Origin of the sequence: Endozoicomonas montiporae CL-33 (assembly GCF_001583435.1) — a bacterium.
Taxonomy (GTDB): Bacteria; Pseudomonadota; Gammaproteobacteria; order Pseudomonadales; family Endozoicomonadaceae; genus Endozoicomonas_A; species Endozoicomonas_A montiporae.
In genome coordinates this window covers 2,212,656-2,226,688 of the sequence record NZ_CP013251.1, presented here as the reverse complement: position 1 = coordinate 2,226,688, position 14,033 = coordinate 2,212,656, and the positions used below count along the sequence as shown (strand labels likewise).

The 14,033-nt window shown below is 51.2% G+C and carries 12 protein-coding genes; 4 read left to right on the top strand and 8 right to left on the bottom strand.

The window, feature by feature from the left end:
- Positions 1 to 109: 109 nt before the first annotated feature.
- From ispC to rpsB, 7 genes are all read right to left on the bottom strand, one after another.
- Entirely contained in the window at positions 110 to 1,336 is a 1,227-nt protein-coding gene (gene ispC, locus EZMO1_RS10210; RefSeq protein ID WP_051789543.1) for a 1-deoxy-D-xylulose-5-phosphate reductoisomerase, read from the bottom strand.
- A gap of 9 nt (positions 1,337 to 1,345) precedes the next feature.
- Positions 1,346 to 2,146, bottom strand: coding sequence for a phosphatidate cytidylyltransferase (locus EZMO1_RS10205; RefSeq protein ID WP_034873117.1), 801 nt, complete (start codon positions 2,144 to 2,146; stop codon positions 1,346 to 1,348).
- Positions 2,140 to 2,919, bottom strand: a complete 780-nt coding sequence (gene uppS, locus EZMO1_RS10200) for a polyprenyl diphosphate synthase (protein ID WP_051789399.1) — start codon at positions 2,917 to 2,919, stop codon at positions 2,140 to 2,142. Before uppS ends, EZMO1_RS10205 begins: the two co-directional genes overlap by 7 nt.
- A 107-nt stretch (positions 2,920 to 3,026) precedes the next feature.
- Positions 3,027 to 3,584 carry a ribosome recycling factor gene (gene frr, locus EZMO1_RS10195; protein WP_034873115.1) on the bottom strand — a complete coding sequence of 186 codons (558 nt, stop codon included), beginning with the start codon at positions 3,582 to 3,584 and terminating at the stop codon, positions 3,027 to 3,029.
- Positions 3,581 to 4,318 carry a UMP kinase gene (gene pyrH / locus EZMO1_RS10190; RefSeq protein ID WP_051789397.1) on the bottom strand — a complete coding sequence of 246 codons (738 nt, stop codon included), beginning with the start codon at positions 4,316 to 4,318 and terminating at the stop codon, positions 3,581 to 3,583. The genes frr and pyrH overlap by 4 nt, the downstream gene beginning before the upstream one ends.
- Positions 4,319 to 4,612: 294 nt before the next feature.
- Positions 4,613 to 5,476: a translation elongation factor Ts gene (gene tsf, locus EZMO1_RS10185; RefSeq protein ID WP_034873114.1), complete on the bottom strand. Its 864-nt coding sequence runs from the start codon at positions 5,474 to 5,476 to the stop codon at positions 4,613 to 4,615.
- A gap of 162 nt (positions 5,477 to 5,638) precedes the next feature.
- A complete protein-coding gene (gene rpsB / locus EZMO1_RS10180; protein ID WP_034873113.1) occupies positions 5,639 to 6,415 on the bottom strand; it encodes a 30S ribosomal protein S2 in 777 nt (258 codons plus the stop codon).
- Positions 6,416 to 6,758: 343 nt separating this feature from the next.
- On the opposite strand from rpsB, the gene EZMO1_RS10175 reads away from it, so the two are divergent.
- The 3 genes from EZMO1_RS10175 to glnD all read left to right on the top strand — a co-directional run bounded on the left by EZMO1_RS10175 (position 6,759) and on the right by glnD (position 11,986).
- On the top strand, positions 6,759 to 8,261 hold the full coding sequence (locus tag EZMO1_RS10175; RefSeq protein ID WP_034873112.1) for a hypothetical protein: 1,503 nt from the start codon (positions 6,759 to 6,761) through the stop codon (positions 8,259 to 8,261).
- A gap of 107 nt (positions 8,262 to 8,368) precedes the next feature.
- On the top strand, positions 8,369 to 9,160 hold the full coding sequence (gene map / locus EZMO1_RS10170) for a type I methionyl aminopeptidase (protein WP_034873111.1): 792 nt from the start codon (positions 8,369 to 8,371) through the stop codon (positions 9,158 to 9,160).
- Between the two features lie 117 nt (positions 9,161 to 9,277).
- Positions 9,278 to 11,986, top strand: coding sequence for a [protein-PII] uridylyltransferase (gene glnD, locus EZMO1_RS10165; protein ID WP_034873110.1), 2,709 nt, complete (start codon positions 9,278 to 9,280; stop codon positions 11,984 to 11,986).
- Positions 11,987 to 12,077: 91 nt separating this feature from the next.
- On the opposite strand, the gene EZMO1_RS10160 is transcribed toward glnD, so the two are convergent.
- A complete protein-coding gene (locus EZMO1_RS10160) occupies positions 12,078 to 12,452 on the bottom strand; it encodes a lipase secretion chaperone (protein ID WP_034873109.1) in 375 nt (124 codons plus the stop codon).
- A gap of 213 nt (positions 12,453 to 12,665) precedes the next feature.
- Here EZMO1_RS10160 and brnQ point away from each other — a divergent pair, with 213 nt between their 5' ends.
- Positions 12,666 to 13,997: a branched-chain amino acid transport system II carrier protein gene (gene brnQ, locus EZMO1_RS10155; RefSeq protein ID WP_034873108.1), complete on the top strand. Its 1,332-nt coding sequence runs from the start codon at positions 12,666 to 12,668 to the stop codon at positions 13,995 to 13,997.
- Positions 13,998 to 14,033 lie beyond the last annotated feature (36 nt).

The window sequence follows — 14,033 nt, the reverse complement described above, 5'->3', positions numbered from 1 at the left end:
AGTACCTAAAGCCTCCCAGCTGCTTCCTGCAAATTCGTAGTAATCATCATTATCATTAGTCCGGCACCACGCCGGAAACTGTTATCATCATTTCAAACAGGCAGGTTGTTCAATGCCAGCGAACTATTTGTTGCCGCGCCAGTTTACGGGCTTGCCGGTCAGCATCCAGAACCTGCTCAATATCTCCCGCATTATGCACCTGCAATACCTGAAGGGTTGCATCAACCACTTCCGGAATCCGGTCAAAACGCAAACCCTTTTCCAAAAAAGCATCAACAGCCTCCTCGTTGGCAGCATTCAGCATAGCGGCTGCTGTACCACCTGCAAAAGCGGCATCCTGTGCCAGCTTAAGGCAACGGAAACGCTCCATGCAGGGATCATAAAAATCAAGGCGACCGATATCAGCCAGAGACAATGACCTCACACCCGACTGAATACGTTCTGGCCAGGCCATGGCATGGGCAATAGGGGTGCGCATATCCGGATTACCCATTTGCGCCAGCATGGAACCATCTTTATAGTCCACCAGCGAGTGAATGATACTTTGCGGATGAATCACCACATCCACTTGATCCGGCGTTGCCCCGAACAGCCAGCAGGCTTCAATATACTCAAGACCTTTGTTCATCATGGTGGCCGAATCTACGGAAATTTTGCGCCCCATGCTCCAGTTTGGATGGGCGCAAGCCTGCTCAGGCGTAATACCGGCAAAGGTGTCCAGCGGGGTATCCCGAAAGGGGCCACCAGAAGCCGTTAACAGAATACGCTCCACACCCACCTGCTCCAACCCTTGCTGATAATCAGGCGGCATGCACTGAAAAATGGCATTATGTTCACTGTCAATGGGCAACAGCAGCGAGCCTGACTCTTTAACCGAGTCCATAAACAGCGCCCCCGTCATCACCAGCGCTTCTTTATTTGCCAGCAGAACTTTTTTACCCGCCTTAACCGCAGCCAGCGTTGGCAACAACCCCGCCGCCCCGACAATGGCAGCCATCACTACATCAACTTCACTGTCTGCAGCCGCTTGTGCAACAGACAGAGTACCAGACAACACTTCGGTGGCCAGCTGTTCTTGCCTGACCCATTCCCTCAGCGTATCCGCCGCTTCCGGATCGGCCATAACCGCATATTCCGGAGCAAACTGACGCACCTGTTCAAGCATCATACGGGCATTTTTACCCGCCACCAGTGAACGTACTCTATAACGGTCAGCATTGCGGGCTACAACATCCAACGTACTTTTACCGATCGAACCGGTCGATCCCAGCACGCAAAGTTGTTGCACTCTACTTCCGGCGACAATGCCCTGCTGACTGGCTTTACCCTGTCCCATAACCATCTATCAACCTCCACTGCCAAGCAGTGCGAGAGCAAACACAGGGACTGCAGCCGTCAGACTGTCGATGCGATCAAGAATACCGCCATGCCCCGGCAACAGGTTACTGCTGTCCTTTATGCCTCGCTCACGCTTGAGCAGGCTTTCAAACAGATCACCCAGCACCGACACAATGCCAACCACTACGGTCAACAGCAGCAACCCCATACCTCTGGCGAAAGTAAACTCGAAGTACAAGCCGACACAGGCCGCTACCAGCAAAGACAGCAACAGCCCACCTACCAGACCTTCGAGGGTTTTCTTGGGACTGACATTCACAGCCAGCTTATGCTTACCCAGTGCCCGGCCCGCAAAATAAGCGCCGACATCGGCAGCCCAGACCAGGAAAAAGACAAATAAAATGGTCATACCCGTATGGTCAAACTGCTTCAGCTGAACCAGCGCAAACCAGGCAGGTACCAGAGTCAGAATACCCATAAACAGGCGTAACACCTGATTCTGGCAATAGGCTGCAGTCTTTGGGTAACCTTTCACCAGCACCAGCGCAACCACCCACCAGGCGGCTCCGATACTTAGCACCAGAGTATGAGACAAGCCGGAAACCAGCCAGCAAACCAATCCGGTAAACAGGGAAAATAATATCCGCTTCCCTGACTGTTCAAAACCAGCCAGATTAGCCCACTCCCAGGCAGCCAGCATGATGATAAGCGCTGTCAGGACAGAAAAAACCGCCGGGGAAAGAAAAATCACGCCAGCAAGGGCCAGAGGGGCCAACACCAGCGCGGTCAGAATTCGTTGTTTTAACACGTAGCCTCAGCCTCCACCTGCTCACTGGTCTTGCCGAAACGTCGCTGTCGGCCTACATAATCCAGGAGCGCACGATGAAACTCTGCCCGGTCAAAATCCGGCCACAGAGTATCGGTAAAATAAAACTCGCTGTAGGCACACTGCCATAGCAAAAAGTTACTGATCCGCTGTTCACCACTGGTACGAATCAGCAAATCCGGAGCCGGTAAACCTGCTGTACTCAGGTGCGATTCAATCACTTCCTGAGTCACTTCATCAGCATGCAATTCGCCTTGCTTGACCTTTCGCGCTATCTGCTGGCTGGCCTGGGCAATATCCCACATGCCACCATAGTTCGCAGCAATCACAAGCGTTACTTTATGCTCATTAGCGGTCAGAGCCTCCGCTTCACGGATATGACGTTGAATATCAGGACTGAAACCGGACACATCACCAATAATTTTAAGGCGAATCTGGTTGCGCTTGAGGCGACGGGTTTCCCGCCTCAGGGCCCGGAGAAAAAGCTCCATAAGGCCATTGACTTCGTTACGGGGGCGATTCCAGTTTTCACTGCTAAAGGCAAACAGCGTAAGTACTTTTACGCCATATTCACCACAGGCTTCAACAATATTACGTACTGCTGACACACCGGCGCGATGACCCGCCAGACCAGGCAGTCGTCGTTTTTTTGCCCAGCGGTTGTTGCCATCCAGAATAATGGCAATATGTTGTGGCAGCTTATCTTTGGGAATTCCCTGCGCACTGCCGGTTTCCATTTGCGGTGTCATTGCCATGAAGTCTATGCTGATCTGAAAAAATTGAAGAGAAACAACAGGCTTATAAGAAAACCTTGCAGGAGCCAGCCCAAAAAAGCAAGCACCTGCAAAGTAACTGGCAGAGATCAGACTTCCATCAGATCGCTTTCTTTGGCAGCCAGCGCCTTGTCCACTTCAGCCACAAAGCTGTCAGTGATCTTCTGAGTATCATCAGCTGCACGACGCTCTTCGTCTTCACTGATCTCTTTTTCTTTCTCCAGCTCTTTGAAGTCAGACAGAGCATCGCGACGAATGTTACGAATGGCAATTTTGGCGTTTTCAGCTTCAGCACGCGCCTGGCGAACATAACCCTTACGGGTTTCTTCGGTCAGAGGCGGCAGAGGAATACGAATCACCTCACCAGCGGTTGAAGGGTTCAGACCCAGATCAGACTTGATGATGGCCTTCTCAATATCAGGCACCATGGACTTTTCCCAGACACGTACTGCCAGAGTACGAGCGTCTTCAGCAGAGATGTTGGCCATCTGCCCCAGTGGTGTCTCGGAACCGTAGTAAGAAACCTTGATACCATCCAGCAAGCTTGGGTGTGCACGACCTGTGCGGATTTTGTTAAACGCGATTGTCAGGGAATCCAGTGTCTTCCCCATACGCTCTTTAGCGTCGTCTTTAATTTCATTAATCATTGTTGACCCCCTGAAACAAGTGTTCCTTCATTACTACCTACTACAACACTCAGCAATGCACCGGGCTTGTTCATGTTAAATACACGCAAAGGCATATTCTGGTCACGCACCAGACAGATTGCTGTCAGATCCATCACGCCGAGTTTACGGTCCAGCACTTCATCGTAAGTCAGGTGCTCAAACTTGACCGCATCGGAATGTTTAACAGGGTCTTTGTCGTAGACACCATCCACTTTGGTGGCTTTCAGCACCGCGTCAACATCGACTTCGATGCCGCGCAGGCAGGCAGCAGAATCAGTGGTAAAGAAAGGATTGCCGGTACCGGCGGAGAAAATTACGACATCACCTTCACTGAGGTGACGCATTGCACGACGATGATCGTAGTGTTCAACCACACCACTCATCGGGATAGAAGACATAACCCGGGTATTGATATTGGAACGTTCCAGGGCATCACGCATAGCCAGGGCATTCATTACCGTTGCCAGCATACCCATGTGATCGCCAGTGACGCGATCCAGACCCGCAGCACTCAGTTCTGCACCACGAAACAGGTTACCACCACCAATAACGATACCAACCTGGACACCGATACCTACCAGTTGACCAATTTCCAGGGCCATACGATCCAGTACACCAGGGTCTATGCCGAAATCATTGGAGCCCTGCAGTGCCTCACCGCTGAGCTTGAGAAGAATACGCTTGTATTTCGGTTGTCGATCATTTACCGGCATGTTCAGCTTCCGTATCAAAGATAGGCGGATAATAACACCCGGTGCCTCTGTTGTCAGAAATCCTGCTGTCAGAAATCCTGCTGTCAGAAATACCGGATGTTGGATCAGAAGCTCTCCGAACTCAGAGAGCTTCCGGCTGGAAGCTTTCAGCCTTGTCGCCTGAAGCCGTCACAGCACCAGACTACCACCAGCATACCCGCTACAAAGAACGGCAAACCGTTGATAACCAACTGCTTCCAGCCTGGCAAGGCCGGAGGATGTCAATGCAACAAACCCCGGCATACTGCAGAGAAATTAAGCGCCTGCAGCTGCTGCTGCCACTTCAGCAGCAAAATCCACTTCTTCTTTCTCGATACCTTCACCCACTTCGAAACGCACGAAGCTGTTGATGGTCGCGCCGGCTTTCTTAGCCAGAGCGCCCACTTTGGTGTCAGGATCTTTAACGAAAGGCTGTTCAACCAGGCTGCTTTCGGACAGGAACTTGTTGATACGACCAACAATCATCTTCTCGATGATTTCAGCTGGCTTACCGGACTGCTCTGCCTGAGCCTTGAAGATTTCCTTCTCTTTTTCTACCAGCTCAGCAGGCATGTCTTCCTTGTTAACCACCTGAGGGTTAACAGCGGCAACGTGCATAGATACATCACGAGCCAGCTCTACGTCACCACCTTCCTGGCTAACCAGAACAGCGATACGCTTGTTGCCGTGCACGTAAGAACCAACAACACCACCTTCTACGATTACAGCGCGACGAACGCTGATGTTCTCACCGATTTTCTGAACCAGTTCCAGACGAGCAGCTTCCAGTTCACCTTCCATCAGTGCAGCGATGTTGGTTTCCTTGCGCTCGAATGCAGCGTCAGTTACTTTCTGAACGAAAGCAACAAAACCGTCGTCACGGGCAACGAAGTCGGTTTCACTGTTCACTTCAACAACGATACCGAAGGAAGCGTCGTCAGCTACCTTGGTCATCACGATGCCTTCAGCAGCGGTACGACCCGCTTTCTTGGCGGCTTTAGCCTGACCGGACTTACGCATCTCTTCGATGGCTTTCTCGATGTCGCCACCGGCTTCTTTCAGAGCGCGCTTGCACTCCATCATGCCCAGACCGGTGCGCTCACGCAGCTCCTTTACCAGTGCTGCAGAAATTGCTGCCATGGTGAATTCCTCTCGCAAAAGTTCAATGTCATTTCCTGAAAAATGCCCATTGAAGTATCGAACAACTCATACATTTCATCGGCATTTTCAGGTTAAATTCGGTATACCCGTAATCCGAAAAAGGGGGCTTCAGCCCCCCCCCTTTTTCTAACACCTGGAAGATTAAGCTTCCGCGGCGTCGTCAGCCTTGGTTTCAGCTTCCGCTTCAACTTCAACTTCTACAAATTCGCTTTCAGCGCCAGTGCTGGCAGCAGCGCGAGCTTCCAGAATAACGTCAGCAGCAGCTTTAACGTACAACTGGATAGCGCGGATAGCGTCATCGTTACCTGGGATAACGAAGTCTACGCCTTCCGGGCTGGAGTTGGTATCAACGATACCGATAACAGGAATACCCAGCTTGTTGGCTTCCTGAATAGCGATGCGCTCGTGCTCAACGTCGATAACGAACAGCGCGTCTGGCAGGCCGCCCATTTCCTTGATACCACCCAGAGAGCGATCCAGCTTCTCCAGATCACGAGTACGCATCAGAGCTTCTTTCTTGGTCAGCTTCTCGAAGGTACCGTCCTGAGACTGAGCTTCCAGATCACGCAGACGACGTACAGACTGACGAATAGTCTTGTAGTTAGTCAGCATACCGCCCAACCAGCGGTGAGCAACGAATGGCTGACCGGCACGGGCAGCTTCTTCGCGGATGATCTTGCCCGCAGCACGCTTGGTGCCTACGAACATAACCTTGTTCTTGCCTTCAGCCAGCTTACGGATAAACTCCATAGCTTCGGTGAACGCAGGCATGGTGTGCTCAAGGTTGATGATATGAATCTTGTTGCGCGCACCGAAGATGAATTTGTTCATCTTTGGGTTCCAGAAACGGGTCTGGTGACCGAAGTGCACGCCCGCCTTGAGCATGTCACGCATGGTAACGTTATGGGCTTGCGCCATTTTATCTCTCCTGATACAGGGTTATGCCTCCACGCACCCCATGAGTTCGACCCCTGGCAGGTTTGATCTTTCCGATGAACCATCAAACCTTTGGGCACCCTGAGTCATGTGACGGTGCATGTGAGTTCTGTAAGTCGTTAAAAAAGCTTCGCTAACGGATTCAGAGTGCAGCCGGAACGGTTTGCACACAGACCCCATTGAACGAAGACGGCGATTTATACCACAAAAAAAATCGAACTAAAACCTTTCACCTTCAGAGTCAGGATATTTCCTGATCTGTACCCTGAAGACCCGGTGACTACTCTTAGAAGTAGACGTTATCAACGAAGGTGGACACAGGCCAATGTCAAGGGATATTAGCAATCTGCAGGGAATCAACGCCAGCGACAGCCTGATTTCTGCCCAACCCGATATTCCCGAGCAAATCTCCACCGGTAAACACGAGCATCGAAAGGTTCGCAAAACCAGCGCCAGCCCCACCAGCGGCCTGAAGGGCAACACCACCAGCCGCTCCGGGCAAACCATTCACACAAAACAGATATCCGCCAGCCATCTGACCAGTCAGCTCGATCAGGCCAACAGCATTAATGAACTGCTCAGCCTGAAAAGTCATATCATCAGTCTGAAACCGGAAAAGCAGGAAGCCCTCACCAGCACATACAACGCCAGACTGGAGCAGGTGATCAAACCTGAGATAGAGCAGGCTGACACCCCTTCACAACTGCTTGAGCTGTACGACACAATATCCACCCTTCCTCCAAGAGCCAGAAGGCGACTGGCCAAACATCTCTTTGAACATATCGAAAAAAAATGGGATAAGCTGGCGACTCATCAGGCAGGCTCAGAGCAACAAAAGGATCTTGAAACACTTCTGGAAACCTTGCATGAACACCCGTCATTACGATCCGTTCAACAGAAAATTGCCAACCTCCTTGATCAGATCACCACGGAAGCCGAAATGGATGATGATGACATATTGGCTATCTATCAGGCGCAGATGCAGGGAATGGGTCCGGACGATCCTGAAGATGTTCTGGAAGAGTCTCAATTCCCTGAAGACACTCTGGAAGAGACTCAGTTAACAGCCGGCCATACCAAATACAGCTGGGGGAAAATCCAGCTGGAAAACATGCTAAACTTTCCGTTTTCACACCGGCTGGACGCTTTAAAAGAACAAGCCTATCCCGAGCCTTTCTGTCAGGATGCCAGTGCATTTCTCGATGAGTGCAGGAAAGAAGCCAAAAGCGGCAATCCGGACGACCTGAACCTGTTCCTGCTGAAAGATTTTCAGACCTGGATGAGCAGTGTCGTTGAAGATCCGGCTATCCAAAGCCAGCTTCAGAAGAAACTGATCAGCACGGCTGCAACACTTTATGAACACCAAGTATCACAGACCAGCGACTCTGAATCACGATTACTGGCGCGCGACCAGCTTGAAAAACTGCTTCAGAATTCTAAACTTCCCCATGACCAGCTGATGGCAGAATTTGACAAAGCCAATCAGCTGACAACATCTCAGTCAGACACCAGCGACCACTGGCGTCATGATTTTACCGCACTCAAATCCGGCCATGGCAACCTGCTCGCACTGGCTTCGCTAATAAAGTCAGCAGAAAACAACGCTCCAAAACAGGCACAGCTGGAGATATTTATTGGAGAAAAAGCCCGGGTCCATGATGAATTAACCGAGATTCAACAGCGGATTGAAAACGAAGGCGAACCGGAATCGATGAGTGAGCTGGCAAAGCTATGGAGCCTGTCCAGCATGGAAACAGAACACCTGAACGAACTCAAGGGCTGGACATCAGAACATATTGAGCAGGCCAGGAGCTGGCTTAAAATCTGACAGTTCAGCAAAAACCGTTACTGCATACACAAACCAACAACTTCTGATAGAATCGAACCATTAATACCCAATCATCCGATCCAACGGCTGACAACCAGTTTATTTCTATGAACGTAATTATCAAAACCCCTGAAGATATCGAAGGCATGCGCGTTGCCGGACGTCTGGCAGCAGAAGTGCTGGAAATGATCACCCCGCACGTCAAGGCTGGCGTCACTACAGACGAGCTGGATCGCCTGTGCCACGACTACATCGTGAATGAACAGAAAGCCATTCCGGCACCCTTGAACTACGGTGCCGCCCCAGGTCGTCAGGGCTTCCCTAAATCTATCTGCACGTCCATCAACCATGTGGTGTGCCACGGCATTCCCGGTGAGAAGAAGCTAAAAAAAGGTGACGTAATGAACATCGACGTCACCATCATCAAAGACGGCTACCACGGTGACACCAGTAAAATGTTCATCATTGGTGATACCCAGCCGTTTAATGAACGACTGGTACAGGTAACTCAGGAATGCCTGTATAAAGCCATCGATCTGGTTCGCCCGGGTGCGCGCCTGAGTGATATCGGCCGGGTTATTCAGGCACACGCCCACGCTAACCATTTTACCGTGGTAGAAGAATACTGTGGTCACGGGATTGGCAAAGGCTTTCACGAAGATCCGCAAGTATTGCATTACAACGGCTACAACGAAAACAACGATTGCATACTGCAAGAAGGCATGACGTTTACCATTGAGCCGATGATCAACGCAGGCAAGAAAAACACCAAACTACTGGGTGACGGCTGGACTGCTGTCACCAAAGACCGTCGTTCCTCGGCCCAGTGGGAACACACCCTGCTGGTCACAGCTGACGGTGTAGAAGTACTGACCCGCCGTTCAGAAGAAAACTTCTGATCATCAGCCGGGAGCCTGTTGCCAACAGGCTCCCGTCATCGGGGTCTCACCAGCTATTCACTTACCCCGACAAGGATAAAAATACAACAACAGCGCCAGCCTTCAGGTTTCAATATCATGACCACCCACACTTCCCACCTTCTGCAAAACGAGTTATTCAACCGCAGTCAGTTTCGTGCTGACATCACCTTGTCCAACAGCGCCATACCGGCTTACAAAAAAGCCATCAGTTCGGCCAGAGAACGTCTGAACCAGTGGTTCAGAGAAGAAAGGGATATTGAATCCCTGATCGGAGCCCACACCTGGTTTATGGATGAAATACTGACGGTTGCCTGGGAGCATCTGGACTGGAGCAACGGCTGTGATATTGCCCTGCTGGCGGTTGGCGGTTATGGCCGGGAAGAACTGCACCCGGCGTCTGATATCGACATCCTGCTCTTGCTGGCAGATAACCACTACGAAAGCCACAAAGACAACATTGAACGCTTTCTTACGCTGTTGTGGGATATTGGTCTGAAAGTCGGCTCCAGCGTCCGCTCAGTCGATGAGTGCGCTATTCAGGCAAAAGACGACCTGACCATTATGACCAACCTGTTGGAAGCACGCCTGTTGTCGGGGCCTGAAACCTTGCCTGAACAGCTGCAGGAGCGCATCAGCCCACTGCACATGTGGCCCAGCAAAACGTATTTGCAGGCGAAGTTTGATGAGCAGCGGGAGCGGCACAGGAAGTTCGACGATTCGGAATACAATCTGGAACCCAATATTAAAAGCTCCCCGGGCGGTATTCGCGACATCCATATGCTGGGCTGGGTTACTCGCCGCCACTTTGGCACTCACGACCTGAAAGAACTGGTGGACATTGGCTTTCTCAGTCCGAACGAACACCAACAGATGCAACGCTGTAAAGCTTTTTTGTGGAAAGTCCGCTGGGGTCTTCACACCATTGCCGGTCGCTGCGAAGACCGCCTGTTGTTCGACCACCAGCGCACACTGGCAACCCTGTTTGGTTACCACGACCACAACGACTCGCTGGCGGTTGAACAGTTCATGCAGAGCTATTTCCGCACGGTACTGATTGTCGGACAATTAAAAGACCTGCTGCTGCAACACTTTGACGACGCCATCCTGAACGCCGACCAGCCTCAGACCATTACATCCATCAACGAACGCTTTCAGATACGTAACCAGTACATCGAAACCACCAGCGAAAACGTCTTTGACGAGCACCCCCCGGCGATGCTTGAAATGTTTGTCCTGATGACAAGAAATTCAGACATTCTCGGCCCAACGGCTGAAACCATTCGTCGCCTCAGAGAACATAGGCATTTGGTAGACAGCGACTTCCGCAAAGACCCCCGTTGCGCCAAACTGTTTATCAAATTGCTGCAAGCACCCTATGCTCTTACAGCCAACCTCCGCCGCATGGCACGCTATGGCATTCTGGGGCGCTACCTGCCAGAGTTCGGACGAATTATCGGACAGATGCAGTTTGACCTGTTTCACACCTACACCGTCGATGCACACACGCTTCTGTTGGTCAAACACCTGCGCAGTTTCAATTATCAGGAAAACCAACAGAGGTACCCGGTTGCCTCCCAGCTGATTAAGGAGATTAAAAATCCTGAACTGCTCTACATTGCTGCCATCTATCACGACATCGGCAAAGGGCGTGGCGGTGATCATTCCCAGCTGGGGGCGGTGGATGCCGAACTGTTCTGTCGCCGGCACGGCCTGAAAGCAAACGACACACGCCTTGTTATCTGGCTGGTCAGGGAGCACCTGACATTGTCCACCACAGCGCAGAAGCAGGACCTGTCCGATCCTCAGGTCATTCAGGACTTTGCCCGAAAAATGGGCTCCGTCAACTACCTCAACTTTCTCTATCTGCTCACGGTGGCCGACATCAACGCGACCAACTCGGAGCTTTGGAACGGCTGGCGATCTTCGCTGCTTCAGCAACTTTACCGTCGCACACGACGCATGCTGGAAGGCGACATGAGCAGCCTCACCGACATTAAAGAACGGGTTGAAGGTGTTAAAGAAAGAGCCATAAAACGACTGGCCGGACAGTCACTGGATCATCAGGCCATCTCACAACTCTGGTCAACGCTGGGGGTTGAGTACTTTACCCGTCATGGCTCCAGAGAAATTGCCTGGCACACAGAAAACATCCTGAAACACGGCAGCAGCAAACCCCTCGTTATCGTTCAGGAAACCGATATTGACCAGCAGGAGCTGGGAGGATCAAGGGTATTCATCTACACCCCGGATCAGCCCAACCTGTTTGCTGCAGCTGTGGCAGCACTGGATCAGCTGCACCTGAGCATTCAGGATGCCAAAATCATCACATCGTCCGACAATTACAGCATGGACACCTTTACCGTACTGGAAGACGACGGCCGGGCCATAGGCCAGAACCCAAAGCGCATCCAGCAAATCAAACGTCATCTGCAGCTCATTCTGGAAAACACCGAGGACTTCCCCGACCTGATCAGCCGTCGCACCCCAAGGCAGCTTCGCCACTTTGCCCGCAGACCCGAGGTATTAATCAGCAATATACCCGGCATACGTCGCACACTCCTGGAGATTAAAGCCACTGACCGCCCCGGGCTGCTGGCTAAAATCGGACGAACTTTCATGTCACTCAACCTGCAGGTACATAACGCGAAAATTGCTACGTTTGGTGAAAAAGTAGAAGATCGGTTTTACATTACTGATGACCGGCAACAGCCTATCAATGATCCCGAGTTTGCCAAAACCATCTGTGAATCATTAAAGGAAACCTTGCAGAGAGCCACTCAGGCCGACCATATTTCATCGCGCTAAACTGTGAGCACAGATCAAAAAACAACGAGTACGAGCAGCCTTCAGTCAGGAGAGCTGCTCTTTCACCAATACAACAGGCTCTTATTTTCTGTTATTTAATGACGATCAAGTTCGGATTTTCCAAAAACACCCTGAAACGCTTCTGCTCCTGAGAACTGAATCTACTCTTCCGTAACTCGGCAATCTGTGCAGCCTGTTGCACTCCATTCAAGCTCTGATCGGCAAGAATACGCTCTTTATCAACAACGAAAGCCTGAACACGCTGTTGCCAGAGCGCCTGCTGATCCCATGTCCGAGTCATTCGTTCAGCCACGTCATCACCAAACTCGGCTGCGAGCAGGTTGTACTGACTACTTTGCGGCTGCTGTCTGATCGCCTGCACCCGCTTAGGAACTGCCCCCTCAGATCCGGCTCCATAACCCTGCGAATAACAATAAAAGAAAAGCCGGAGTCTGTCCGAGAACATGCGCCAGATCCTGATAACCGAAGGATTTGGAACATTTTCTATGTCAATCAGTCAAATATTGCAGATCGTGCGACGAACGTTGCTACCACTTTCAAAAATTGCGTCCATACTTGAGAGCTATCATGGAAGCTAAGCTATTAAGTGGCTGAGTAATTACATACACAACAGCCTCTGATTAGCCTCTAAAATGAACGCCTGACGACGGCAGCTGCAATGAAACAGAGATTAAGTCTGCAAAACATTATTGGCATGGGATTCATGGTATTTGCCATGTTTCTTGGTGCTGGCAACCTGATTTTTCCCCCACTGGCCGGCCAGATGGCTGGTACCAGTGTCTGGCAGGCTGCTGCCGGTTTTCTGGTCACCGGCGTCGGGCTTCCGCTGTTGGGTGTCGTCGTTATTTCCAGAGTGGGAGGAGGCTTTAACGAAATCACCCGGGAATTACCCAAATGGCTGATCATTGCCATGGGAAGCTTTATCTTTCTGGTGATTGGCCCCCTTTACGCAGTTCCGAGAACAGCCATGGTGGCTTATGAAGTGGGAATGGTGCCGTTCCTTGATGCGCCTGATACGCTTTCCCGCCTGATCTTCAGCCTGGTGTTCTTTGTTATCTGCGCCTACCTGTGCCTGAACCCCGGACGTCTGCTGGAATCGGTTGGAAAGATTATAACCCCGGCCTTAATTATCTTGCTGACAGTGCTTGGTCTGTCACCCGTTCTATCTCCCCAGGGAACGCCCTCCAAAGCCACCGACCCATACTCTGAAAACCCTTTTCTGACGGGCTTTCTTGAAGGCTATATGACCATGGATGCCTTAGCAGCTTTGCTGTTTGGTATCGTCATCATCACCAACCTACGCTCTCACGGTATTACGTCAACACGGGCTCTGTTCCGGCACAGTGTTGTGACCGGTTTTATAGCCGCTATTGGACTGACACTGGTTTACGTCTCTTTGTTTTATCTGGGCGCCACCAGCCGGGACATTGCCCCGAACCCGGATAATGGAGGCCAGATTCTGTCTATCTATGTTGATACTCTATTCGGCACACCAGGCAAAAGTCTGCTGGCAGGCGTCGTGACACTCGCCTGCCTGACAACGGCTATTGGCTGCATAACCGCTGCTGCAGAATATTTTGACGATGTGTTTAAACAGTTCAGTTACCGCCCACTGGTCATTGCCATTACAGCCAGCTGCATTGCCTTTGCCAACTTGGGGTTGAACCAGATCATAGAGCTGTTTATCCCGGTACTGCTGATCCTTTACCCGGTCTGCATTGTACTGATATTGCTAGGACTGATACGCGACCTGTTTGCCAACCCAACACTGGTCTACCGCTCGACCCTGCTGATCGCATTGGTTTTCAGCACCATTGATGCCGTGAAAGAGATACAGCATCCATTCATTCAGTTAGTCACCTCTTCCTGCAAGATGCTACCCGGGTTTGATGCCAATCTCGGCTGGGTTCTCCCCTGCGCTCTGTGTGTTTTAGTCACAGGCATAATGGGAAAGCTCATCACACCAGAACCCGTGAAAGATAACTTGTAACACTGGCAATAGTGCCTGCCAGACTTCTGCTTTAAT

Bases quoted from the DNA above. Each gene is read 5' to 3' on its own strand.
- ispC (WP_051789543.1), bottom strand. From the start codon at position 1,336: ATGGGACAGGGTAAAGCCAGTCAGCAGGGCATTGTCGCCGGAAGTAGA.
- uppS (WP_051789399.1), bottom strand. From the start codon at position 2,919: ATGGCAATGACACCGCAAATGGAAACCGGCAGTGCGCAGGGAATTCCC.
- frr (WP_034873115.1), bottom strand. From the start codon at position 3,584: ATGATTAATGAAATTAAAGACGACGCTAAAGAGCGTATGGGGAAGACA.
- pyrH (WP_051789397.1), bottom strand. From the start codon at position 4,318: ATGCCGGTAAATGATCGACAACCGAAATACAAGCGTATTCTTCTCAAG.
- tsf (WP_034873114.1), bottom strand. From the start codon at position 5,476: ATGGCAGCAATTTCTGCAGCACTGGTAAAGGAGCTGCGTGAGCGCACC.
- rpsB (WP_034873113.1), bottom strand. From the start codon at position 6,415: ATGGCGCAAGCCCATAACGTTACCATGCGTGACATGCTCAAGGCGGGC.
- EZMO1_RS10175 (WP_034873112.1), top strand. From the start codon at position 6,759: ATGTCAAGGGATATTAGCAATCTGCAGGGAATCAACGCCAGCGACAGC.
- map (WP_034873111.1), top strand. From the start codon at position 8,369: ATGAACGTAATTATCAAAACCCCTGAAGATATCGAAGGCATGCGCGTT.
- glnD (WP_034873110.1), top strand. From the start codon at position 9,278: ATGACCACCCACACTTCCCACCTTCTGCAAAACGAGTTATTCAACCGC.
- EZMO1_RS10160 (WP_034873109.1), bottom strand. From the start codon at position 12,452: ATGTTCTCGGACAGACTCCGGCTTTTCTTTTATTGTTATTCGCAGGGT.
- brnQ (WP_034873108.1), top strand. From the start codon at position 12,666: ATGAAACAGAGATTAAGTCTGCAAAACATTATTGGCATGGGATTCATG.